This is a genomic window from Gordonia sp. DT219, from assembly GCF_049847065.1.
Classification (GTDB): Bacteria; Actinomycetota; Actinomycetes; order Mycobacteriales; family Mycobacteriaceae; genus Gordonia.
Map to the genome: position 1 here is coordinate 104,414 of NZ_JBNCNR010000003.1, position 23,365 is coordinate 127,778.

26 protein-coding genes are annotated in these 23,365 nt (G+C 68.4%); 2 read left to right on the plus strand and 24 right to left on the minus strand.

All coding sequences use genetic code 11. The features are described 5' to 3' along the window. Positions 1-23: 23 nt before the first annotated feature. The 16 genes from lgt to hisD all read right to left on the minus strand — a co-directional run bounded on the left by lgt (position 24) and on the right by hisD (position 14,538). On the minus strand, positions 24-1,712 hold the full coding sequence (lgt, locus tag ACPXB3_RS06195) for a prolipoprotein diacylglyceryl transferase (protein WP_425727050.1): 1,689 nt from the start codon (positions 1,710-1,712) through the stop codon (positions 24-26). A gap of 62 nt (positions 1,713-1,774) precedes the next feature. After that, positions 1,775-2,596 carry a tryptophan synthase subunit alpha gene (trpA, locus tag ACPXB3_RS06200; protein ID WP_425727052.1) on the minus strand — a complete coding sequence of 274 codons (822 nt, stop codon included), beginning with the start codon at positions 2,594-2,596 and terminating at the stop codon, positions 1,775-1,777. Continuing rightward, positions 2,593-3,990, minus strand: a complete 1,398-nt coding sequence (gene trpB / locus ACPXB3_RS06205) for a tryptophan synthase subunit beta (protein ID WP_425705727.1) — start codon at positions 3,988-3,990, stop codon at positions 2,593-2,595. The genes trpA and trpB overlap by 4 nt, the downstream gene beginning before the upstream one ends. 57 nt (positions 3,991-4,047) lie before the next feature. Then, the gene (trpC, locus tag ACPXB3_RS06210) at positions 4,048-4,866 is read right to left on the minus strand and encodes an indole-3-glycerol phosphate synthase TrpC (protein ID WP_425705728.1); all 819 of its coding nucleotides are present in this window, start codon (positions 4,864-4,866) and stop codon (positions 4,048-4,050) included. Between the two features lie 106 nt (positions 4,867-4,972). Beyond that, a complete protein-coding gene (locus tag ACPXB3_RS06215; protein ID WP_425705771.1) occupies positions 4,973-5,698 on the minus strand; it encodes a TIGR02234 family membrane protein in 726 nt (241 codons plus the stop codon). A gap of 64 nt (positions 5,699-5,762) precedes the next feature. Further along, positions 5,763-7,334, minus strand: a complete 1,572-nt coding sequence (locus tag ACPXB3_RS06220; RefSeq protein WP_425705729.1) for an anthranilate synthase component I — start codon at positions 7,332-7,334, stop codon at positions 5,763-5,765. Continuing rightward, on the minus strand, positions 7,331-7,510 hold the full coding sequence (locus tag ACPXB3_RS06225) for a tautomerase family protein (RefSeq protein WP_425705730.1): 180 nt from the start codon (positions 7,508-7,510) through the stop codon (positions 7,331-7,333). Before ACPXB3_RS06225 ends, ACPXB3_RS06220 begins: the two co-directional genes overlap by 4 nt. Before the next feature lie 66 nt (positions 7,511-7,576). Beyond that, on the minus strand, positions 7,577-7,942 hold the full coding sequence (gene hisI, locus ACPXB3_RS06230; RefSeq protein ID WP_425705731.1) for a phosphoribosyl-AMP cyclohydrolase: 366 nt from the start codon (positions 7,940-7,942) through the stop codon (positions 7,577-7,579). Between the two features lie 3 nt (positions 7,943-7,945). Next, on the minus strand, positions 7,946-8,773 hold the full coding sequence (hisF, locus tag ACPXB3_RS06235; RefSeq protein WP_425727054.1) for an imidazole glycerol phosphate synthase subunit HisF: 828 nt from the start codon (positions 8,771-8,773) through the stop codon (positions 7,946-7,948). Beyond that, on the minus strand, positions 8,770-9,669 hold the full coding sequence (locus ACPXB3_RS06240; RefSeq protein WP_425727056.1) for an inositol monophosphatase family protein: 900 nt from the start codon (positions 9,667-9,669) through the stop codon (positions 8,770-8,772). Before ACPXB3_RS06240 ends, hisF begins: the two co-directional genes overlap by 4 nt. After that, the gene (priA, locus tag ACPXB3_RS06245; protein ID WP_425705734.1) at positions 9,666-10,409 is read right to left on the minus strand and encodes a bifunctional 1-(5-phosphoribosyl)-5-((5-phosphoribosylamino)methylideneamino)imidazole-4-carboxamide isomerase/phosphoribosylanthranilate isomerase PriA; all 744 of its coding nucleotides are present in this window, start codon (positions 10,407-10,409) and stop codon (positions 9,666-9,668) included. The genes ACPXB3_RS06240 and priA overlap by 4 nt, the downstream gene beginning before the upstream one ends. 46 nt (positions 10,410-10,455) lie before the next feature. After that, positions 10,456-10,761, minus strand: a complete 306-nt coding sequence (locus tag ACPXB3_RS06250; RefSeq protein ID WP_425727058.1) for a hypothetical protein — start codon at positions 10,759-10,761, stop codon at positions 10,456-10,458. Beyond that, positions 10,758-11,411: an imidazole glycerol phosphate synthase subunit HisH gene (hisH, locus tag ACPXB3_RS06255; protein WP_425705736.1), complete on the minus strand. Its 654-nt coding sequence runs from the start codon at positions 11,409-11,411 to the stop codon at positions 10,758-10,760. The genes ACPXB3_RS06250 and hisH overlap by 4 nt, the downstream gene beginning before the upstream one ends. Next, positions 11,408-12,058, minus strand: coding sequence for an imidazoleglycerol-phosphate dehydratase HisB (gene hisB / locus ACPXB3_RS06260; protein WP_425727060.1), 651 nt, complete (start codon positions 12,056-12,058; stop codon positions 11,408-11,410). The genes hisH and hisB overlap by 4 nt, the downstream gene beginning before the upstream one ends. Further along, positions 12,059-13,198, minus strand: coding sequence for a histidinol-phosphate transaminase (locus tag ACPXB3_RS06265; RefSeq protein WP_425705738.1), 1,140 nt, complete (start codon positions 13,196-13,198; stop codon positions 12,059-12,061). Beyond that, on the minus strand, positions 13,195-14,538 hold the full coding sequence (gene hisD / locus ACPXB3_RS06270) for a histidinol dehydrogenase (protein WP_425727062.1): 1,344 nt from the start codon (positions 14,536-14,538) through the stop codon (positions 13,195-13,197). Before hisD ends, ACPXB3_RS06265 begins: the two co-directional genes overlap by 4 nt. Before the next feature lie 273 nt (positions 14,539-14,811). On the opposite strand from hisD, the gene ACPXB3_RS06275 reads away from it, so the two are divergent. After that, complete coding sequence (locus ACPXB3_RS06275; protein ID WP_425727064.1) at positions 14,812-15,132, plus strand: alpha/beta hydrolase-fold protein; 321 nt, start codon at positions 14,812-14,814, stop codon at positions 15,130-15,132. Between the two features lie 243 nt (positions 15,133-15,375). Here the strand turns inward: ACPXB3_RS06275 and ACPXB3_RS06280 are convergent, their stop codons facing one another. The 3 genes from ACPXB3_RS06280 to nadA form a co-directional block, all read right to left on the minus strand. After that, positions 15,376-16,647, minus strand: a complete 1,272-nt coding sequence (locus tag ACPXB3_RS06280) for a DUF222 domain-containing protein (RefSeq protein WP_425727066.1) — start codon at positions 16,645-16,647, stop codon at positions 15,376-15,378. A gap of 461 nt (positions 16,648-17,108) precedes the next feature. Beyond that, positions 17,109-18,002 carry a carboxylating nicotinate-nucleotide diphosphorylase gene (gene nadC / locus ACPXB3_RS06285; RefSeq protein WP_425727068.1) on the minus strand — a complete coding sequence of 298 codons (894 nt, stop codon included), beginning with the start codon at positions 18,000-18,002 and terminating at the stop codon, positions 17,109-17,111. A 4-nt stretch (positions 18,003-18,006) separates the two neighbouring features. Then, positions 18,007-19,068 (minus strand): quinolinate synthase NadA, encoded by a 1,062-nt coding sequence (nadA, locus tag ACPXB3_RS06290; RefSeq protein WP_425727070.1) that lies wholly within the window; start codon positions 19,066-19,068, stop codon positions 18,007-18,009. Positions 19,069-19,328: 260 nt separating this feature from the next. Here nadA and ACPXB3_RS06295 point away from each other — a divergent pair, with 260 nt between their 5' ends. After that, positions 19,329-19,790: a response regulator transcription factor gene (locus ACPXB3_RS06295; RefSeq protein WP_425705742.1), complete on the plus strand. Its 462-nt coding sequence runs from the start codon at positions 19,329-19,331 to the stop codon at positions 19,788-19,790. A gap of 48 nt (positions 19,791-19,838) precedes the next feature. Here the strand turns inward: ACPXB3_RS06295 and ACPXB3_RS06300 are convergent, their stop codons facing one another. The 5 genes from ACPXB3_RS06300 to bioD are packed head-to-tail and all read right to left on the minus strand — an operon-like array spanning position 19,839 to position 23,343. Next, complete coding sequence (locus ACPXB3_RS06300) at positions 19,839-20,555, minus strand: NUDIX hydrolase (protein WP_425727072.1); 717 nt, start codon at positions 20,553-20,555, stop codon at positions 19,839-19,841. Positions 20,556-20,608: 53 nt separating this feature from the next. Next, on the minus strand, positions 20,609-21,211 hold the full coding sequence (locus ACPXB3_RS06305; protein WP_425705744.1) for a DUF2567 domain-containing protein: 603 nt from the start codon (positions 21,209-21,211) through the stop codon (positions 20,609-20,611). After that, a complete protein-coding gene (locus ACPXB3_RS06310) occupies positions 21,208-21,486 on the minus strand; it encodes a hypothetical protein (RefSeq protein WP_425705745.1) in 279 nt (92 codons plus the stop codon). The genes ACPXB3_RS06305 and ACPXB3_RS06310 overlap by 4 nt, the downstream gene beginning before the upstream one ends. 58 nt (positions 21,487-21,544) lie before the next feature. Further along, positions 21,545-22,588 carry a biotin synthase BioB gene (bioB, locus tag ACPXB3_RS06315; protein WP_425727074.1) on the minus strand — a complete coding sequence of 348 codons (1,044 nt, stop codon included), beginning with the start codon at positions 22,586-22,588 and terminating at the stop codon, positions 21,545-21,547. Next, positions 22,585-23,343, minus strand: a complete 759-nt coding sequence (gene bioD / locus ACPXB3_RS06320; RefSeq protein ID WP_425727076.1) for a dethiobiotin synthase — start codon at positions 23,341-23,343, stop codon at positions 22,585-22,587. Before bioD ends, bioB begins: the two co-directional genes overlap by 4 nt. Positions 23,344-23,365 lie beyond the last annotated feature (22 nt).

The window sequence follows — 23,365 nt, forward strand, 5'->3', positions numbered from 1 at the left end:
GCGCGACCGGTGGCAGGCGTCTCTCAGGAGCTGTGGTCGTCGGTGCCCGCGGCCTCGACCGTGCCTTCGCTGTCTCCGGCCGGTTCGGCCTCGTCGGCGGATTCGGCGTCCTGAGTCGGCTCGGCGTCGGCGGGTTCGAGATCGTCGGCGGGTTCGGCGACACTGTCCGCTTCCGACTCGACGATGGCTTCGGGGTCTTGCGAGGAGTCGGTCAACTCATCGGCAACCTCGGGCAGCTCAGCGTCGGCTTCGGGCGCCGCAACTACGTCGGGCTCATCGGCGGCCTCGGGCTCCGCTGCACTCTCGGGCTCCGCTGCGCTCTCGGGCTCCGCTGCGCTCTCGGGCTCCGCTGCGCTCTCGGGCTCCGCTGCGCTCTCGGCGTCCGCTACCGCGTCCGGAGTGGTCCACGCCGACGACTCGATGCTCTCCGCGGCCGCCGCCGTGGGGATCGGCTCCGTGGGGATCGGCCCCGTGGGGATCGGCCCCGTGGGGATCGGCCCCGTGGGGATCGGCCCCGTGGGGATCGGCCCCGTGGGGATCGGCTCCGTCTCCTCGCCGAGGTCTGGGTCGACGGCCGCTTCCTCGTCGTGCTCGGCGATGGCCTTGGTGAGCTCAGCAGGTGCCGTCGCTTCGTCGCCCGCGTCGGTCATTTCGCCGTCGGAGTCGAACAGCTCGGTCTCGTCCGGTTCGTCGTCGGCCTCGGGCTTGTCGTCCGCCTCGGGCTCGTCGTCGGCCGCGGGCTCGTCGTCGGCCGCGGGCTCGTCGTAGCCGAGGGGCTCGTCATCGACGTAGCCGACGGCACCGAGTGCTTCGAGTTCCTCGGCCCGGTCGGGGTGATACATCTGCAGACCACGTTCGCGGCCCTTGGTGGCGACGACGAAGTAGATCGCCGCGCACACGAAGAGCAGTGCCGCGGTGAACACGTTGATGCGGATGCCGGCAATGAAGGTGTAGGCGGTGTCCGAGCGCAGCAGTTCGACCACGAAGCGTCCCGCGCAGTAGCCGGCGACGTAGAGGGCGAACAGTCGGCCGTGGCCGATCCGGAATCGGCGATCGATGATGACGAGCGCGAGCACGACGAGAACGTTCCACAAGAGCTCGTACAGGAACGTCGGGTGAACCACCTCGAAGACCTGGCCGGTGGAGGTCCCGCTGATGAGGTTCGGCCCGGTTTGGACGCCGTCGGTGCGTTCGTAGATCTCCAGACCCCACGGCAGCGTGGTCGGGCGGCCGTACAACTCCTGATTGAAGTAGTTGCCGAGTCTGCCGATGGCCTGGGCGAGCAGGATCGCCGGGGCGATCGCATCGCCAAAGGGCGGCACTCTGATACCGCGGGTACGACACCCGATCCACGCGCCGACGGCCCCGAGAATCACGGCGCCCCAGATTCCGAGACCACCGTCCCATATCTTCAGGACGTCGATCGGGCTCTTGCCGCCGCCGCCGAAGTAGATCTGCCAGTCGGTGAGGACGTGATAGATGCGGCCACCGATGAGGCCGAAGGGCACTGCCCAGATCGCGATGTCGAGGACCTCGCCGGGTTGCCCACCGCGGGCCACCCAGCGACGATCACCCCACCAGACCGCGACGATGATGCCGACGATGATGCACAAGGCATAGGCCCGCAGCGGCACCGGTCCGAGATGCCACACACCTTGGGGCGGACTCGGAATATAGGCGAGCAACGTCGTCGTCGGCGCGATCACGGTCACACCCTAGCCGACCACCGGGCACACACGATCGTGTGACCTGGGAACGTCATTCGCTGCGGAGTTCATCGGGGCGGACGCGGGTTGGCGACGCCGTCGGCGAGTTCACCGACGAGATCACGCAGTTGCGCCTGCCCGGCCTGGGCTGCGGTGACCAGCGCCGAGCCGACGATGACGCCGTCGGCGTACGAGGCGATCTGCGCGGCCTGCTCGCCGCTGCGAACGCCCAGCCCCACCCCGATCGGGATGTCACTGTGCTCACGGATTCGGGCACACAATTCGGGTGCGGCGTTCGACACGGCGCTGCGAGCACCGGTGACACCCATCGTCGAGGCGGCATACACGAACCCGCGACACGAATCGATGGTGTGGGCAAGCCGCTCCGGTGTCGACGACGGTGCGACGAGGTAGATGCGGTCGAGGCCGTGGGCGTCGGAGGCCTCGTGCCAGGCGTGACCTTCTTCGGGAATCAGATTGGGTGTGATCAGCCCCGCCCCGCCGGCCTCCGCGAGATCGGCGGCGAACCGATCGATGCCGTACCGCAGGATCGGGTTCCAGTAACTCATCACGACGGCCTGCCCACCGGCCTCGGTGATCGCGCGGACCGCGGTGAACACGTCGCGCACCCGGACCCCGTTGGCGAGGGCGAGGCCGGCGGCCTCCTGGATGGTCGGGCCGTCCATGACCGGATCGGAGTACGGCACACCGACTTCGATGATGTCGCAGCCGGCCTCGACCATCGTCGTGAAGGACTCGACCGAACCGCTGACCGTGGGATAGCCGACGGGCAGATAGCCGATGAGCGCGGCGCGGCCTTGCTCCCGGCATCGGGTGAACACCGGCGAGAGCCGTGACGAACCGGCGTGCCGGGCGGTGGTCGCGGTCATCGGCCCTCCCCTGTTTTCTCCGCGGCGGCCTCTTTCTCGGCGGCGGCCGATTCGCTTTGGCCCGCTTCGGTTTCCGATGGCGGCGGATCGAAGAGATGGAACCATTCGGCGGCGGTGTCGACGTCCTTGTCGCCGCGGCCGGACAGGCTGACGACGATGATGGGGGCGCCCGGGGTGCCGGCCTGGGCGCCGCGCGGCGATGTCCGGGCGAGCTCCTGGCCGAGCTTCAGGGCGCCGGCAACCGCATGCGCCGATTCGATCGCCGGAATGATGCCCTCGCGTCGGCTCAGGAGCGCGAGCGCATCCATCGCCTCGGTGTCGGTGATGGGCCGATATTGTGCGCGCCCGATGTCTTTGAGGTAGGCGTGTTCGGGACCGACCCCCGGGTAGTCCAATCCGGCTGAGATGGAATGGGATTCGATGGTCTGCCCGTCGTCGTCCTGCAGCAGGTAGGAGTAGGCGCCCTGGAAGGCACCGGGCGTTCCGCCGGTGAAGGTGGCCGCGTGCCGCCCGGTCTCCACCCCGTCGCCGGCCGCCTCGTAGCCGACCAGTCGCACGTCGGCGTCGTCGATGAACGGATGGAACACGCCGATCGCGTTCGATCCACCGCCCACGCACGCGACCACGGCGTCGGGCAGCCGCCCGGCCTGATCGAGGATCTGCGCGCGGGCCTCGAGTCCGACGATGCGCTGCAGGTCACGCACCAGCATCGGGAACGGATGCGGCCCAGCAGCGGTGCCAAAGCAGTAGTAGGTGTCATGGGCGTTGGTGACCCAGTCACGAAGCGCCTCGTTGATGGCGTCCTTGAGAGTGGCCGAACCGGTTTCCACGGCGATGACGGTGGCTCCGAGCAGTCGCATCCGCGCCACATTGAGGGCCTGGCGTTCGGTGTCGACTCGGCCCATGTAGACGATGCATTCCATGCCGAACAGTGCACAGCCGGTGGCGGTGGCGACCCCGTGCTGACCGGCGCCGGTCTCGGCGATGATGCGCGACTTGCCCATGCGACGGGCCAAGAGGAGTTGGCCGAGGACGTTGTTGATCTTGTGTGAACCGGTGTGGTTCAAGTCTTCTCGCTTGAGGAAGATCCGGGCACCACCGGCTTCGTCGCTGAGCCTGCCCGCCTCGTACAGCGGCGAGGGACGCCCGACGTAGTCACGCTGCAACCGGTCGAGTTCGCCCAGATACTCGTCGTCGGTGCGCATCTTCTCGTAGGCGGTGGTCACCTCGTCGATGACGGCCATCAGCGCCTCGGGCACATGCCGGCCACCGTAGACACCGAAATGGCCACCCGCGTCGGGTTCGAGGGAGGTGCGGGTCGCCACTCCCTGACTGGCCGTGGGCAGCTGGACCGGAGCGGCGGTGTCAGTGCCGCTGTTTTGCTGGTTCGTCACAGGACACCTCACTGCATCACGCATGCCAGCGGGATCGGCCGGAGCCGAAAACCACTGTCAGCGAACGGGTTTCGGACAGGACGGGTGGGTGCCGGCGGTGACCAGATCGGACACCGCGGTGCGGGGGTCGCCGCTGGTGACCAGTCCTTCGCCCACCAGGACAGCGTCGGCACCGGCACCGGCGAAGGCCAGCAGGTCGGCGGTGCCACGCACACCCGACTCGGCGACGCGAATCACCTTGGTGGGCAGCCCGGGAGCGATCCGGGAGAAGTTGTCGCGATCGACCTCGAGGGTCTTGAGATTGCGATTGTTGACGCCGACCACCGAGGCACCGGCGGCGAGCGCCCGGTCGGCTTCTTCCTCGGTGTGCACCTCGACGAGCGCGGTCATGCCGAGGCTCTCGGTTCGGTCGAGCAAGGCGGCGAGGACGTTCTGCTCGAGGGCGGCCACGATCAGCAGGATCATGTCGGCGCCGTGGGCCCGGGCCTCGTGGATCTGATACGGACCCACGATGAAGTCCTTGCGCAGCACCGGTATGTCCACCGCCGCGCGGACCGAGTCGAGGTCGGCGAGCGAACCCCGGAAACGTCGTTCCTCGGTGAGCACGCTGATGATGCGGGCGCCGCCCTGTTCGTAGGTGCGCGCGAGTTCGGCGGGATCGGGGATGACGGCGAGGTCGCCCCGCGAGGGACTCGCGCGTTTGACCTCCGCGATCACGCCGATACCGGGCAGGCGCAACGCCTCCATCACGTCCTTGGGTTCGGGCGCCTGGGCAGAGGCAGCCTTGACCGCCGCGTAATCGATGACCGCTTCGCGCGCGGCGACGTCGGCCTTGACTCCCTCGATGATCGAGTCGAGGATGTTCGGCGTGCTCACGACAGCTGGTTCCCTTTCGACGCTCCTGCCCTCGTCAGGGTAGTCCGGCATCGTTCTCGGCCCGTGCGCGGGTCCGTTGCGACCGATTCCCATCTCCGCCTCCGTCTCAGCGCGGCTCGGTCGGGTCGATCCCGGTGTCGAGCGCGTCCCACATCATGCGTTCGTTCACACCCGGTGAATCCGGCCCCGAAGAGTCCGGATTCGAAGGATCTGACCCGCCCGGATCCGGCTTCGCGGGATCCGAACCCGAGGAATCCGGGTCGCTGATGGCAGCGGTGCGTCGCTGATGCTCGGCGAAGAGTTCACGTTCGAGTTCCTCACGGCGGGCAGCCGGGGTCCGGTACTTGCTCGACATCCCGGCGCCCGATGCGGCGCGCAACAGCAGCACCGCGGCCGCGACGCAGCACACCGTGCCGATCAGGACGATGGCCGCCACCCAGCCGTTGGTGGTCGTCAGCCGGACCACGTAGCGGTCGGACAGGTCGATCGCGCGCGCTGCGTACATCGAGTCCTGACTACTCGTCAGCACCGACAACGCCGGGAATGCGGCGAGCAATCCGCCCGCGGCGACCAGGAGCGCCACCACCCGTAGTCCCCATCCGCGCAACGAGAAAGCGGCGAGGATGGCCGCCAGCAGTACCAGCGCCAACGGTGTGAGCCATGGACTCCAATCGGCGCCCTTGACCGGCATATAGCGGTCGGGCGACATGCCGTCGCCGGCGAACACCGTGGCCCACGTCAGCCTCGAGGACACCCAGAAGGCCAACGCGGCCAGTGCCAACAGGACTGCCGCGATCACCTTGATCCGGCGCGCCCGCGATGCCGAGGTCACGGCGTTGCCGGTCGGTCCGTCGGACGGTGGGTCGCCGGGTACGGCATCGGGTGTGGAGGGTCGATCAGTCACTGCCTTGTCCATCTCTGCATTCGGTGCCGCCCACTCGACGCATCGTCGAGGCGGCGGCGATCGCGTTGAGCACCGCGGTCGCCTTGTTGCGGGCCTCGTTGTACTCGTAATCCGGGTCGGAATCGGCGACCACCCCGCCACCGGCCTGAACATAGGCGCGGCCCTGCTTGACCAGGGCGGTGCGGATGGCGATCGCGGTGTCGGCGTTGCCGGCGAAATCGAGGTAGCCGACAATGCCGCCGTACAGGCCGCGCCGGGTGATCTCGTTCTGTTCGATCAGTTCCATCGCGCGCACCTTGGGCGCTCCGGTCAGGGTGCCCGCCGGGAAACAGGCGGCCACCGCGTCCAGGGCGTGCTTGTCGTCGCGCAACTCCCCCGACACCGTCGACACCAGGTGCATCACGTGGCTGTAGCGCTCGATGTGGCGGTAATCGCTCACCTTGACCGACCCAGGCCGGCACACCCGGCCGAGGTCGTTGCGGCCGAGGTCGACGAGCATCAGGTGTTCGGCATTCTCCTTCTCGTCGGCGATGAGTTCCTTGCCGAGGAGCTGGTCGTCTTCTTCGGTCGCGCCGCGCCACCGGGTTCCGGCGATCGGATGCGTGGTGGCCCACCGATCCTGCACGGTCACCAGCGCCTCCGGACTCGAACCGACGACGGTGTAGGGGTCGGCGTCGATGCCGGGGACGCGCAACAGATACATATACGGGCTCGGATTCGACGCGCGCAGCACCCGATAGATATCGAGGGGGTCGGCGTCGGTGTCCATCTCGAAGCGCATCGACGGCACGATCTGAAAGGCCTCGCCTGCCTCGATCTCGCCGACGAGGTCGCGCACGATCCGGTGATACTCCTCGCGTGAGCGCTGCACACGGTAATCGGGTGCGGGCTTGTCGAAATGCGAGACGGTCGACACCGCGGGCGCGGCGAGCGCCTCGGTCATCCGGTCCAGACGCGCGAGGGCGTCGGCGTATGCCTGTTCGGCGCGGTCGTCGGAGCCGTCCCAGTTGACGGCGTTGGCGATCAGCGTGATGGTGCCCTCGTGATGGTCCACCGCGGCCAGGTCGGTGGCCAGCAGCATCATCAGATCGGGAAGTTGCAGGTCGTCGGTGGTGGTGGCGGGCAACCGCTCGAGGCGACGAACCATGTCGTAGGCCATGAATCCGACGAAGCCGCCGGTCAGCGGCGGCATGTCGGGTAACGGGTCGGTGGCCAGCAGCATAAGCGACTCGGCCAGCACGGTCAGCGGGTCACCGTCGACCGGAGCGCCGCTCGGTACCGTCCCCCACCAGCTGGCCCGGCCGTCGACAACGGTGAGGGCCGACGGCGCACCGGCACCGATGAACGACCACCGCGACCAGCTGCGCCCGTTCTCTGCCGATTCGAGCAGAAAGGTACCGGCGCGGTCTCCGGCGAGTTTGCGGTACGCCGACAGCGGGGTCTCCGAGTCGGCCAGCACCTTGCGGGTCACCGGCACGACGCGGTGGTCGGCGGCCAGCTCGAGAAACTCGGCCAGCGTGGTGGTGGCCGATCCGGCGGCGTGCTCGTGGGTGGATGTGCTCATCCCAGAGGCTCGCCGCCGACGCCCCACTGCGTGCGCGGAATCTCGGTGATCGTCACCCACACCGAATCGGCGCTCTTGCCGGTCGCCCGCGCATAGGCCTCGGTCACCGCGGCGATCGTCTCGCGTTTCACCCGGTCGGAAAGCCCGGGGGTCTGCGAGATCTGGATCAATGGCATGACTCCTCGCCACCTTTCATCGAATGAGCGTCGGTCCCGATTCTCCCAGGTTCGCTCCGGCAGCTGCTATCCGGCACCGACGGCGTCGGGTTCGGCGAACGGCAGCGACGGGGTGTCGAAGCAACTGTGGTTGCCGGTGTGGCACGCCGCGCCGACCTGGTCGACGATCAGCAGCACGGTGTCGCCGTCGCAGTCCAGCCGCGCGTCGCGCACGTATTGCGTGTGGCCGCTGGTGTCACCTTTGACCCAGTACTCCTGCCGCGACCGCGAATAGTAGGTCGCGCGGCGGGTGGCCAGCGTGCGTTCGAGGGCGGTGTCGTCCATCCACGCCACCATCAGCACCACGCCGGTGTCGCGTTCCTGCGCGACAGCGGCGAACAGGCCATCGGCGTTGCGTTTGAGCCGTCCGGCGAGTTCTGGGTCGAGTGCCATGGGTCATACCTCCATCGGGGAGACGCGCGAGGCGTCGGCCACCGGGGTGTCGCGTGCCGTGCGCACGGTGATGCCCTGGGCGGCCATCGAGTCCTTGACCTCACCGATCGTGAGTTCGCCGAAGTGGAACACCGATGCCGCGAGCACTGCGTCGGCGCCCGCGGTCACCGCAGGCGCGAAGTGCTCGACCGCGCCGGCGCCGCCACTCGCGATGACCGGTACGTCGACCGCCGCGCGCACCGCGCGCAGCATGCCGAGGTCGAATCCCTGCTTGGTGCCGTCGGCATCCATCGAGTTCAGCAAGATCTCGCCGACGCCGAGTTCTTGTCCGCGCCTTGCCCATTCGACGGCGTCGATACCGGTCCCCCGACGCCCACCGTGTGTGGTGACCTCCCAGCCCGACGCGGTGGGCTCGGCGTCGGCGGGAACGGTGCGGGCATCCACCGAGAGCACGATGCACTGCGAACCGAAGCGTCGGCTCATCTCGGCGAGCACCTCCGGTCGCGCAATGGCCGCGGTGTTGACACTCACCTTGTCGGCACCGGCCCGCAGCATGGCGTCGATGTCGGCGACCGCGCGGATGCCGCCACCCACGGTGAGCGGGATGAAGATCTGCTCGGCGGTACGACGCACGACCTCGAGCATGGTGGCGCGGCCCGAACTCGAGGCGGTGACGTCGAGAAAGGTCAGCTCGTCGGCGCCCTCGGCGTCATAGCGTGCGGCCAGCTCCACCGGGTCACCCGCATCGCGCAGATTCTGGAAGTTGATCCCCTTGACGACGCGCCCGTCGTCGACGTCGAGGCAGGGTATGACGCGCACGGCCAGGGTCATCGGTTGTTCTCCTCGGGACGGGACGGGCTGCCGGTCGGGTCCGACCGCGGGTGCGACGGCGGGTGACCGGTGGACTCGACCGACCAGTCGTCGCCGATCACCTCCTCCACAACGGCCATGACCTCGGAATGAATTCCACGGGCACCGGCGACCAGGGACGGCGAGTCGACCGTCCAGCGCCGTCCGGACAGATCGGTGGCCACCCCGCCGGCCGCACGGACGAGCGCGGCCCCGGCCGCGTTGTCCCACGGATGCCGGCCGAAGGCGATCGATGCGCCGAACGTGCCCGACGCCGCGAATGCCATGTCGACGCCGGTGCTGCCGGTCATCCGGAGCCGGGCGACACGCGTGGACAGTGCGCGGATGAGGTCGGCGCGACGCGCCCCCGGATACCTTCCGCCGTGCCCGGCGTTGAACGGGCCGAACCCGATCGCGTTCTGCGCCAACGTGGTCGGGCGTGGGAGAGCCACCGGCTCCCCGTTGCACAGCAGCGGCGAGTCGAGATGGCCGGCGAAACGCTTGCCCGACAACGGAAGCCACGTGAGACCGAGCACGCTCTCACCGTCGGCGAGCAACGCCAGCAAGATGCCGGTCAGCGGCACGCCCGCCGAATAGTTGAAGGTGCCATCGATCGGGTCGAGCACCCATACCACGCCCTCACCGACCGGCGGCCCACCGAATTCCTCGCCGTGCACCCCGAATCCGGTGCGTTGGGAGAGCTCGTCGCCGATGCGCCGCTCGAGGTCGAGGTCGATCTGGGTGGCGAAGTCGGTGTCGCCCTTGCGAACCGCGCTCGGCGCACCGAGCCCGGCGATGAAGTGGTCACTGACGCCGTCGAGGATGCCCCCGGCCACATTCAGCAGCCGGGGCAGGTCCAGGTCGGCGGCGGGGGTCACCGTCCGCTGACCGCCGACAGTGCCTCGGGCAGCGTGAACCGTCCCGCGTAGAGCGCCTTGCCCACGATGGCGCCCTCCACTCCGCTGTCGACGAGACCGGCGATGGCGACCAGATCGTCGACGGCCGACACTCCGCCGGAAGCGACGATCGGCGCATCGGTGGCCGCGGCGACCTCGGCGAGCAGGTCGAGGTTCGGACCGCCGAGTGTTCCGTCCTTGGAGACGTCGGTGACGACGTAGCGTGCGCAGCCGTTGCCGTTGAGTCGTTCGAGGACCTCCCACAGGTCGCCGCCGTCGGTGACCCAGCCGCGTCCGCGCAGCCGGTAAGAGGTGCCCTCGCGGATGACGTCGAGCCCGACGGCGATGCGGTCGCCGTACTTGTCGATCGCGCGGGCACACCACTGCGGGTTCTCGAGGGCGGCGGTGCCCAGGTTCACGCGGGTGCAGCCGGTGGCCAGCGCCGCCTCGAGGGAGTCGTCGTCGCGAATGCCCCCGGACAGTTCGACCTTCACGTCGAGTTCGCCCACCACCCCGGCCAGCAACTCACGGTTGTCGCCGCGTCCGAACGCGGCATCGAGGTCGACGAGGTGAATCCACTGTGCGCCGTCGTTCTGCCAGGCCAACGCGGCCTCGCGCGGCGACCCGTAGGACGTCTCCGTGCCGGCGGCACCCTGCACCAGACGCACGGCCTGACCGTCGGCCACATCGACGGCGGGCAGGAGTTCGAGGGTTGTTCCCATGGGGTTCGGCGGGTCCTTTCGGGTTGTCGACCGTACGGTCGGCGGGTCAGCGCGTCGGGGGATTCATGCCACGCTGGGCACGCAATGCGCGTTCGGCCTTGCCGATCAGCCGCTTCGACGTCACCCCGATCGCGGTGATCATCAACGCGACGCTGATCAGTGCGGCGACGAGTCCGGCGATCGGGCTCCACCTGGCCAGGGCCAGGATAATCGGGATAGAGATGAGCAGGACGATCACACCTGCGCCGAGTACGAACAGCACGAACCGACCGTAGGAGAACTGATACTCGGCGTCGCCGCCCGGATGCCCGCCGGGTGCGGCACCCCCGGAAGACCCGGGCGAAGAGGTCACGACAGGCTCCCGATCCAGTTGCTCAGCAGCTGCGCCCCCGCGTCACCGGACTTCTCCGGATGGAACTGGGTGGCGCTCAGCGGTCCGTTCTCCACCGCGGCCAAGAACTTGCCGCCATAGTCGGCCCAGGTCAATTGCGGCGCCCGCAGTGCGGTGCCCTCGTTGTCCATATCCCAGGACTGTGCGGCGTAGGAGTGCACGAAGTAGAACCGGGTCTGGTCATCGAGTCCGGCGAACAGCACCGAGTCGTCCGGGGCGTCGACGGTGTTCCAGCCCATGTGCGGCAGCACCGGCGCCGGCAACCGGGTGACCGCGCCCGGCCACTCGCCGCAGCCGTCGGCCTCCACCCCGAACTCGACTCCCTGCTCGAAGAGGATCTGCATGCCGACGCAGATGCCGAGCACCGGCCGGCCGCCGGCGAGGCGACGGCCGATGAGGCGGTCGCCCTTGACCGCGCGCAGACCCTCCATGCAGGCGGCGAACGCCCCGACGCCGGGTACCACGAGCCCGGTCGCGTTGAGTGCGGCGTCGAAATCGCTGGTGACGTTCACCTGCGCTCCGGCCCGCTCGAGCGCACGCTGGGCCGAGCGCAGATTGCCCGATCCGTAGTCGAGGACGACGACGTCTGGGCTGGTCACGTCCGGGCTCATAGGGCACCTTTTGTCGACGGCACACCCGAGACGCGTGGATCCGGCTCGGTGGCCTCCCGGAGTGCTCGGGCCACGGCCTTGAACTCGGCCTCGGTGATGTGGTGGGGGTCGCGTCCGTAGAGCACCCGCACGTGCAGGGCGATGCGGGCGTTGAGCGCGATCGACTCGAAGACGTGGCGGTTGATCACCGTGGCGTAGGGCACGCCCGGATGGCCGCCGATCACCGCGGTGAGCAGATGCTCCGGTTCGCCGCTGTGGACGCAGTACGGCCGGCCGGAGACGTCGACCACCGCGTGCGCCAGGGTCTCGTCCATCGGGATGTAGGAGTCGCCGAAGCGCCGGATGCCCTTTTTGTCTCCGAGTGCCTGCGCCAATGCCTGACCGAGGACGATCGCGGTGTCCTCGATGGTGTGGTGCCCTTCGACCTCGAGATCGCCCTGCGCCTGGACGGTGAGGTCGAAGCTGCCGTGCGCCCCGAAGGCGGTCAGCATGTGGTCGAAGAAGGCGATGCCGGTGGAGATGTCGGTGCGGCCGGTGCCGTCGAGGTTCAGCTCGACCGCGATCGACGACTCCTTGGTCGTGCGTTCGATCTTGGCGATCCGCGGTGACGAGGCGGTCGTTGCGCTCGAATCCTGTGTGGTGGTCACTTACCCATTCTCCAGATCGGTGGCGGCGAGTCGACGGCTGACGTCGAGGAAGGTGTCGTTCTCGTCCGGCAGGCCGATGGTCACCCGCAGGTATCCGGGTATCCCGACATCGCGGATGAGGACCCCCTCGTCGAGGTAACGCTGCCAGGAGGCCTGCGCATCGGCGAATCGCCCGAACAGCACGAAATTGGCGTCGGAATCGATCACCTCGAATCCGGCGGCGGCGAGGGCGCCGACGACCCGCTTGCGTTCGGCGACGATGTGCGCCACCCCCGCCAAGGTGTCGTCGCCGTGCCGCAGCGCCGCCCGCGCGGCGGCCTGGGTGAGAACCGACAGGTGATATGGCAGTCGGACCAGTTGCAGCGCGTCGACGATGGCCGGTGCGGCGGCCAGGTATCCGAGGCGGCCTCCGGCGAAGGCGAAGGCCTTGCTCATGGTGCGGCTGACGACCACCTTGGCCGGGAACTCATCGATCAGCTCGGCGGCACTGGGTTGCTCGGAGAACTCGGCGTAGGCCTCGTCGACGATGACGATCCCCGGCGCGGCGTCCACGATGGCCCGCAGCCCCGCATTCGGTATCGACGCACCGGTCGGGTTGTTGGGCGAGGTGACGAACACGACGTCGGGCCGGCGGGCGCCGATCTCGCCGACGGCGTAATCGACGTCGAGCGAGAAGTCGGCGTTACGCTTGGCCTCCAGCCACGTCGTGGTGGTGCCGTCGGAGATGATCGGGTGCATCGAATAGCTCGGCACGAAACCCAGTGCACTGCGCCCCGGGCCGCCGAAGGCCTGCAACAACTGCTGCAGGATCTCGTTGGAACCGTTTGCTGCCCAGAGGTTCTCCACCGAGAGCCCGACACCTGTCGCGCGCGTCAGGTACTCGGCGAGTTCGGTGCGCAACGCGATCGCGTCCCGATCGGGATAGCGGTGCAGGTCGGCTGCGGCGACCCGCACGGACTCGGCGACGTCGGCGACCAGAGCCGGCGACGGCGGATGCGGATTCTCGTTGGTGTTGAGAATCACCGGAACCTTCAGTTGCGGTGCGCCATAGGGACTCTTGCCACGCAGGTGTTCGCGCAACGGCAGCGCGTCGACACCGATCGACGCTCCGGGAACCCGTTGCCCGCTCACCGCGGTCACTTCCGTACCTCGCCGGCGAACCGCCGGCTGACCGCATCGCCGTGTGCCGGCAGGTCTTCGGCCTGGGCGAGGGTCACGACCTTGTCGGCGACGTCACGCAACGCGGCCTCGTCATAGTCGATGACGTGGACACCTTTGAGGAATGTCTGCACCGACAGCCCCGAGGCGAACCGGGCCGAACCCGACGTCGGCAGAACGTGATTGGAGCCCGCGCAGTAATCGCCGAGACTCACCGGGGCGTAGTTGCCGACGAAGATCGCACCCGCGTTGTGCACACGGTCGGCCACTGCGGCGGCGTCTCGCGTCTGGATCTCCAGGTGCTCGGCGGCATAGGCGTCGACGACCGCCAGACCGGTGTCGAGATCGTCGACGAGGACGATCCCGGACTGCTTGCCCCTCAAGGCAGTTGCCACCCGCTCGCGGTGTTTGGTCTGGGCCACCTGCGATTCCAGGGCGGTGTCGACCGCGTCGGCGAGTGCGACACTGTCGGTGACCAGTACCGACGCCGCGAGCACGTCATGCTCGGCCTGCGAGATGAGGTCGGCGGCAACGAGTTCCGGTACCGCGGACTCGTCGGCGAGAATCGCGATCTCGGTCGGGCCGGCCTCGGAATCGATGCCCACCACCCCGCGGCAGAGTCGCTTGGCGGCGGTCACGTAGATGTTGCCGGGTCCGGTGATCAGGTCGACGGGATCGAGCACCGCCCCCGGTGTCTCGGCGGCGTCGGTGTCGGTTCCGCCATAAGCCAACAGGGCGATGCCTTGCGCGCCGCCGACCGCCCACACCTCGTCGACTCCTAGCAGCGCGCACGCTGCGAGGATGGTCGGGTGGGGCCAGCCACCGAAATCCTTCTGCGGCGGCGAGGCCACCACCAGCGAGCCGACCCCTGCCGCCTGAGCCGGTACGACGTTCATGATCACCGATGACGGATACACGGCATTGCCGCCGGGCACGTACAGACCGACCCGGCGGACCGGAATCCACTTCTCACTGACGACGCCGCCGTCGACGACCTCCGTGCGGGTCGTCTCCCGGCGTTGGTCGGCGTGCACGGCGCGGGCGCGGGTGATCGATTCGCGCAGCGCGGCGGTGATGGCCGGATCGAGCGCGGCGAGCGCGTCGGCGATCATGGCGGTAGGCACATGCACCGAGGTGGGACGCACGCCGTCGAAGCGCTCCCCATACTCCAGCGCCCCGGCGGTCCCCTGTTCGGCGACCGCATGAACCACCGGCGCCACCGTGTCGAGAACGGCGTTGACGTCGGTGCCCCCGCGGGGCAGCGCGCGACGCAGTTCGGCGAGCGTCGGGGTGCTACCGCGCAGGTCGGTTCGGGCGAGCATGGTCTCTCCTGGTCGGGGTGCGGGAATTGACGTGTCCAGGATACGGGGCTGGGGCCACCCGATTTCACCTGCACCTCGCGCGCGCGTCCCGTCAACTCGGAGACGAATCCATTACGCGACGCTAACGGATTGCGGTTCTCGCCGCATCTGCCCCACCGGCGGCGAATATGCTCGCGGCGACTCACGAGCCGAGTCACCGATCCGATCACACGCCGCCACCGGTCGGTATGGGCGGGTGCCCGGGGGTTCTTCGCCGGCAAGCGGGTCACCGCGGTGTTCTCCATCGGCGGGCGGGCATCGATGTTCACCGACTGGCAGAACGGCGATCGGGATCTCGGCCGCAACAAGTGGCGGACCTACCTCCCCCACGAGCTGCCGGCGATCATCGACCGGACGTTCCACACCAACGGCGTCAACGCCATCACCGGCGTGTCGATGTCGGGCGGCCCCGCGCTCGCGATCGCCGAACCGGCACCCCGACTGTATCGGGCCGTGGCCTCGTACAGCAGCTGTCCCGGAACCACCGACCCGGTCGGTCTCGGCGCAGTGGCCGCCGTCGTCACCCGAGGCGGCGGGAACGTCCTGCACATGTGAGGGCTGCCCGGAAGCCGGCCCCAGGGCTCACACTCGTGGGGACTGTTCGCGGCGGACCTGCGTGCCTCCTGGCCGGTGATCGGCGCCGCGATCGGGGCGTGAGCGTCACCGCGCCGGCCGCTTTCGTGGGCCGAAGCCCTATGAAGTTCTCAAGGTACGGTTGCGGTCCCGGCTGGCCGGGTTCGGGGTCGGGAAGTCTTGTGGGCAGGCCTGTTTCAGGCGGCGAGTGTCAGCAACCCGGAGTCAGGCGGCGTCGTCAAGGTGCAGGGTGCGCCGGTTGTAGGCGGGTTGTGGTCGTCGTTTGGGGTCGACGGTGGCGGGTGGGATGAGCCAGGGGTGTCGGTCGAAGCCCATCACCACATCCCACCCTCTGTCGTGGACGTCGTGGTGGCAACTGGTGCACAGCAGGCAGCCGTTGTCGACGTCGGTGGGGCCACCGTCGGCCCAATGCTTGAGGTGGTGGCTCTGGGTGCGCGAGGCGGGTGCACCACACTTCACGCAGCACTCGTCGCGGAGGATGAACGCTTTGCGTTGGGCGTTGGTGAACAATCGTTTACGGCGTCCGAGTTGTAGGGGTGCTTGTTCGTCGTCGAGGATGGCGACGGTCAGTTGGGCGTCACACGTCAATGTGGTGGCGAGTTGGTCGGTGACCGGCCCCATGTGTTGCAGCGCGGATCGGTCGGGCTGTTCGGCGTTGAGTGTCAAAAGCACGTCATACCGCGAGGTCGTCGACACCGTGTCGTCGGCGAGTCCGCGCGCGGCGGCTTCCAACAGTGTTTCGAGTGCGTCGGCTTGGCGTTGCCGGACCGTGCGCGGGTCGTGGGAGCCGTCGGGTCGGGGTGTGGGGGCGGACAGCGATTCGATGGTGGTGCACAGCTTTTCGCCGACACTCACGTCGAGATCGGCACGTACATCGAGGCGGCCGTCGCTGGTTGTGGCGAGGGTGACGCTGTTGAGGGAACGATCTTCGGCAGCGGGTGCGCCGCCGGTGTCGTCGGCGAGGAGGTTGCCGAGTTGGCGTGCGTGCTTACCGATTTCGGCTGGACTCATACCCGACAACGCTTGGGACACCAACGCGCGGGTGTGATCGCGGCGTTGTTCGGGGGTGACGGGTTCGCCGGCGCGGGATTTGATGTGGCCGAGTCCGAGGACGATGGCGTCGGCGTGGTCGAGGGATATCGCACCGTCGACGGTATGTGTGCGGAGGCCGTCGATGCCTGTGGTGGTGCCGACGCGGACGAGTCGGCCGGCAACAGCGAGGGCGATTCCCATGGTGATCAACAGTTGTCGTACCGAACGGCCTTGGGGTGCGGTCATCTTGAGGCGGTCGAACTCGCCGGTCAGGGTGGCCGCGTAGTGATCGAGCATGTTGCGCAAGACGATCAGCTGCTGCATCGCCGCGAACGCCTCTCGGGAGGTGATATCCGCACGGAAGGTCCGGTCGTCGAGTTGGGCGATGAGACCCGCAAACAGCTCAGCCGAAAGCTCCGCGGAATGAGTGGTGTCGTCGATCATGAATTCCCCCTGGATGATCTTGCGATGATCCCAGTATGGCAGAAGAATTGCTCGAAGAGGGGGTGGAGGAAGATTAATCCACGAGGGCTGCAATACCTTTCGTCCCATCAGTGAACGATTGCCACATCAGTGAACGCCTTCCTCAGCGTGAACAGAAGTCAGGTCGCCAGTATCGTCGGCGACCATTGTTGCTACTCCTGACCCACCGGGCGCCAAAATCGAATACCTGGATTTTGGGCTCGCCGAGGTCACCGGGACCGCATTGCAGTGGAATTGGTCCAGCGGGCCGATCTTTATCACGGATCCTGTGGACTCGACTCGACGGATCTCATCGATCGATCCCAAGGGTCCGGGCATTACGCTGCGCTGCCCGCCAGCGGTCAACTCGCCCGCCACGCATCGCCTGTGCGATCCAGCCCGTTGGCGCTCCCCCGACGCCGACGCTCCGGCCCCGCACCGGACTACGGGATATCCAACCCCAGATCGAGCACGGTCACCGAATGGGTGAGCGCCCCGACGGCGAGGTAGTCGACGCCGGTGCGGGCGTATTCGGCGGCCTGATCGAGGTGCAGACCGCCCGACGACTCCAGCCTCGTCTCCGGCGAGCGAGAGTTGCGGCGCTGCACCGCAATCTGCGTTGCCCACGGCTCGAAGTTGTCGAGCAATACCAACTGCGGTGCGAGCGCCAGCACCTCGTCGAGTTGCTCGAGCGAATCGACCTCGACCTCGACCGGTAGATCCGGTGCGGCCGCGCGGACCGCCTCGAGTGCGGCACCGACCGAACCTGCGGCAGCGACGTGGTTGTCCTTGATGAGTGCGGCGTCACCGAGCCCCATGCGGTGGTTGACCCCACCACCGGCCCGCACCGCATACTTCTGCAGAGATCGCATGCCGGGCAGAGTCTTTCGCGAGTCACGGATCTTTGCGTCGGTGCCGGAGACCGCGTCGACCCACGCCGCGGTGGCGGTCGCGATCCCGGAGAGGTGACACAGCAGATTCAGTGCGGTGCGCTCGGCGGTGAGCAGCGCCGCGGTCGGAGCGTGCACCGTGAGCACCGAATCGCCGGGCGCCACGCGCGTGCCATCGGCTGTCACCGCGGCGACCTCGTAGGCACCGTGGCCGATCACCTCGTCGAAGACGGCCAGCGCCACCGGGATTCCGGCGACGACGCCGTCTGCGCGGCTGACGATGGCGGCGTCGGTGGTCGCGTCGGCGGGCACCGTGGCAGCCGTGGTGACGTCGGGGCCGAAGCGCAGATCCTCGTCGAGGGCGGTCCGGATCAGCCCCCGGATCTCGTCGGTGATCGCCAGGTCGAGTGCACCGGTCGTGGTTTGTCCGACGAATGCGGCATTCATCGGGTCACTCTCCCGAACCCGGGTTGCCGATCGCGATCATCCGCTCGACACTCTGACGTGCCCGCGCCGCGACGTCGTCGGCCACGAACACCTCATCCCGCCCCTCGCGCAGTGCCCGCAAGAGCGCGGCAGGGGTGATCATCTTCATGTAGGGGCAGGACGCACGGTCGTTGACCGCCTGGAAGTCGATTCCGGGCGCGGCCTTGCGCAACTGATGCAGCATGCCGATCTCGGTGGCGACCAGCACCTGCGTGGCGCCAGTCGTGCGGGCCGCGTCGATCATGCCGCCGGTGGAGAGGATCTTGACGCGGTCGTCGGCCACCGCTCCCTCCCCGGCGAGATAGAGCGCAGATGTGGCGCAACCACACTCGGGGTGGATGAACAGGTCGGCATCGGGGTGGGCGTCGGCCTGCGCGGTCAGCTCGTCGCCGTTGATCCCGGCGTGGACATGGCACTCGCCGGCCCAGATGTGGATGTTGTCGCGGCCTGTCTCGCGTTTGACGTGCGCGCCGAGGAACTGATCGGGCAGGAAGAGCACGTCACGGTCGGGATCGATGGAGGCGACCACGTCGACGGCGTTGGACGAGGTGCAGCAGATGTCGGTGAGCCCCTTGACCTCCGCGGTCGTGTTGACATACGACACGACGACGGCGTCGGGGAACTCAGCCTTCCACGCCCGCAGCTCGTCGGCGGTGATCGAGTCGGCCAGTGAGCAGCCTGCACGCTCATCCGGGATGAGGACGCGTTTGTCGGGACTCAGGATCTTGGCGGTCTCGGCCATGAAATGCACACCGCAGAAGACGATCTCGTCCGAGTCGACCTCGGCGGCGATCCGCGACAGCGCGAGCGAATCACCGACATGGTCGGCGACATCCTGGATCGCCGGCAGTTGATAATTGTGGGCCAGCAGGGTGGCGTTGCGGGCTCGGGCGAGGCGACGGACCTCCTCGGCCCATTCGGCGGTCGGCTCGACACCGCTGTATCCACCGGGTCCGTCGACCCAGTGCACGTCGGCCGGCGCGGACGCCGTCGCGCCGGCAGTGATGCGGTCGCTGGTGATGCTCATCTACCACTCCGTCCTTCATGCCGCCCGGGCATCGCGCTCGTGGCGCGGGCTCTATTCCGAGGCCGGTTTTCGTCTGCTGGTCGAAAACCTGGTGACCATCGTAACACCGCCGCCGGCGCGGACATTCCGCCGCGAAGCGAGTAGTTCCAAGCACATTCCAAGTAGTCCACTACGCGTTTGCCGAAAACTCATCGCCCGTAGCGTTCCGTTTGCATCGCTGCTCCACCCCTCACCTGCACCTTCACAGGAGGCCGACCCTCATGACCGCAAGCCTGCCCACCACCGCCGACATCACGAATCCCGTGATCCCGGCAGTTCCACCACGTCCCGTCATCGCGGTGCGGCGCACCTACTCCACTCCTCTGCAAGCCGTTCGCCGCCGACAAGAGGCACTCGAACGACTCGCCGCCCGACGCAGCGTTCCTGCAGCTCCTCCGCGACCGGTCACGCTGCGCGCGGTGACACCGGCGGCACCGCCGGAAACCCCCACATATCCCGCGGTGCCGCTCACCTCCCGCGAGATCGAGGTTCTGCGTACCTGGCTGTTGGTCGATTCCAAATCCGAGGCGGCGAGTGGCCTGCACATCTCCGTCGGAACGGTCAACACGCACCTTGCGCGGATTCGCAACAAGTACGCGCAGGCCGGTCGCACCGCACGCACCAAGGCCGCACTCGTCGCGCGCGCCATCCAGGACGGACTCGTGGTACTCGACGAGCTCTGAGCACTCGGCCCACCACATTTTCTGCGCCAAGCGATCTCAGCGCAGATCTCACATGGGAGGGCGCAACGTGGCAAATTCGTCGGTGACCCGAATCTCTTTGTCCGCGAAGGCATACAACGCCGGCGGCCGGCCCCCGGATCGGCCGGTTCGCCCGAGGGTGCCCGTGGCCATGACGACACCACGACGACTGAGGATACGCAACAGATTGGTGGTGTCGACCCGGTAGCCGAGGGCAGCGCCATAGATCTCCGAGAGCTCCGACATCGGGAATCTGGCGGGCGCGAGCGCGAACGCGATATTGGTGTACGACAGCTTCGCGGCCAGCCGCAACCGGGCCTTGGTGATGACCTCACCGTGATCGAAAGCGAGCGCGGGCAGCGCGTCGACGGGATGCCAGTCGCCGCGGTCGGGCACGGTATTTCGTGCGTCACTGGGCACCAGCCCCACATACGTCGACGCGATCGTACGAAGCGCGGGCACGCGGTCCGGTGCGGAGAACACCGCGAGTTGTTCGAGATGTGCGAGCTCCCCGAGGTCGAGTCTGCCTGCGACGATCTGGCGCGCACTCGTCTCCAGGGTCTCCCCCGGTACGACGTCACCGCCGGGCAGACACCACCGGCCGCCCTCGTCGGGTGCCAGCAACACACAGAGCTCGGGCGCGCCGGCGCCGATACCGCGAACCCGGAACACCGCGGTCAGGACCTCGACCCGCACACTCGACGTGGACGCCGCATCGGACCCGGAGGCAGGCGAGGGCGAGGGCATGGCGTCGATTGTATGGGTGCACCCCGCACGGTTCACCCGGGCGACGTTTTTGGTCAGTGGCCTTGCCCGGGCAATCCCGGAGCCGCAGGCAACGGCGCCTCGGCCACTTCCGGCGGGGCGTCGCCGACCCCGAGGTCGCCATGGCGACTGACGAGTGCGAGCACCAGGTAGACCAGCGTCGCGGCCAAGGGCGCGCAGACCACCAGAGCCCATGCACCGCTGGGGGATCCGCGCGTCGCCCCGTCAAGCCACAGGTCGGGTGCGGCCCGGAAGCTCTGGCCGACCGAGAAAGAATCCGGGTCGGGGAATCGGCGGGCGGCCATCAGCGTGCCCGCCCACCCGGCGATGCCCGAACCGACAACGGTGGACACCAACACGACCCCGTAACCGGGCAGCCCACGCCAGGCCGACGCCACGATCCAGACCAGCACGGCCGCGATCGCGCCGTAACCGAGCATGACGAACGCAAAGGCCGACACCCCGGCAATACTGTCGACGGCGATGACACGCGTGTAGCCCTTGACAGCCGTCATCGCCGGAGTGAGAACCGCCCACACACCGCCCGCGACGACTCCGAGGACCACGACGACCACAGCCGCGGCGACCAGGATCGCCGGCGTGCGATGCGGCAGGCGCGTTCGGGTCGGCGCGGTCACCGGTGACCCGATCGGGAGGAGTCGACGCCACCGTGGCGTGAGCACCGGGCATCCCACCCGTCGGGGCGGACCTGCACCACCATCCGCCGCCCGCATTGGCCGCAGAACCGTGGCGGCTCCAGCCCCAGCCGGGCCGCGGGGGGTATGGCCTCGGGTGACTGGATCTCGAGCTCGATACCGGTGTAGACGCCGTAACGGCAGGGCGGATCCAGCGGTCCCGGGATCGGCGGCGTGCCCGTACCCGTCGCGTCTGCCGTCGCTGCGGTTGACCTCATCACTCCACTCACCCTGCGAGCCTAACCACTTGTGCCGTGTCCCCGGTCGTCGTGCGCGTCAGATGCTGTCGTTGAGCGCCTTGATCGGCATCGACAGATCGTTGAGCAGGTCGAGATCGTCCTCGGCCGGCCGGCCCAGCGTGGTCAGATAGTTGCCGACGATGACGGCGTTGATGCCACCGAGGATGCCCTGTTTCGCGCCGAGATCACCGAGAGTGATCTCGCGGCCGCCGGCGAACCGCAAGATGGTGCGCGGCAGCGCCAGCCGGAAGGCGGCCACGGCCCTGAGTGCCTCGGCGGCGGGCAAGACGTCGAGATCGCCGAATGGAGTGCCCGGTCGCGGGTTCAGGAAGTTCAGCGGGACCTCGTCGGGTTCGAGGGCGGCGAGGTCGGCGGCGAACTCGGCGCGCTGTTCGAGGCTCTCCCCCATGCCCAGGATGCCACCGCAGCAGACCTCCATGCCCGCATCGCGCACCATGCGCAGGGTGTCCCAGCGTTCCTCCCAGGTGTGGGTCGTCACGACGTTCGGGAAGTGGCTGCGCGCGGTCTCGAGATTGTGGTTGTAGCGGTGCACGCCCATCTCGGCGAGCGCATCGACCTGCTCCTGGGTGAGCATGCCCAGGCTGCAGGCGATCTGGATGTCGACCTCGTTGCGGATGGCCTCGATGCCCGCAGCGACCTGCGCGAGCAGCCGCTTGTCGGGTCCGCGTACCGCGGCGACGATGCAGAACTCGGTGGCGCCGGTCTTGGCGGTCTGCTTGGCGGCCTCCACGAGCGACGGGATGTCGATCCAGGCACTGCGCACCGGTGAGGCGAAAAGGCCCGACTGCGAACAGAAGTGGCAGTCCTCAGGGCACCCGCCGGTCTTGAGGGAGATGATTCCCTCGACCTCGACCTCGGGACCGCACCAGCGCATGCGGACGTCGTGGGCCAATTGCAGCAGTTCGGTGAGCCGGTCGTCGCCGAGCCGGAGCACACGGAGCACCTGGTCGCCGGTGAGCGGCTCGCCGCGTTCGAGAACCTGCGTGCGCGCGAGGGCGAGGATGTCGTCGGTCGCCGTATCGGCTCGTGTGGTGACGGTCTGTTCGGGTGCCTGGGTCATGGGAGAACTCCTTGCTGGGTCGTGGCGGGCTGGGTCGTGGCGGGCTGGGTCGTGGCGGGCTGGGGCTGGGTCGGTGCTCCCGAGGCGGGGGCGAGGGTCGCAATCCACCCGGCGTCGAACCATCCGGGTGCAGCGCGGGTGAAGGCGGCACGGTCGCGTCGTGCGGCGCCGGCGGGCAGCGCGCCGACGACCGGTACGCCGGTCAGCCGGGGCAGGTCCTCGAGGTTGCAACGCATCGCGAGATCCGGTGTCTGCGGCCAGGATCCGATCACGAGTCCGGCCGGCGTCAAGCCCGCCGACCGGATGGCACGCACGCTCAGCTCGGCATGATTGAGAGTGCCCAGATCCGGCGCGACGACGACGAGGACCGCCGCCGAGAGTGCGGTCGCGACATCGAGGATCGTGTGGCCGGGACCCAGTCGCACCAGTACCCCGCCGGCACCCTCGACGATGGTCATCTGGTGCTGCGCAGCGAATCCGGCGATCCGGCGGTGCACGTCTCCGGGATCTGCCTGGGCCAGGCCGGCATGACGGGCGGCGGTCTCGGGAGCCAGCGGGTCGGGGTAGCGGACGCATTCGAGGGTCGGCAGATTCCCGGCGAGTGCGGTGACGGTCGCGAGGTCACCCGGCTCCTGCGGGCCGACCCCGGTCTGCATCGGCTTGCACACCGCGACGTCGGTGCCGCGGGCGGCGAGGGCCGCCGCGAGCGCGGCGGTGACGATCGTCTTGCCGACATCGGTCGAGGTGCCGGTCACTACGAGCGTAGAACCGGAAACC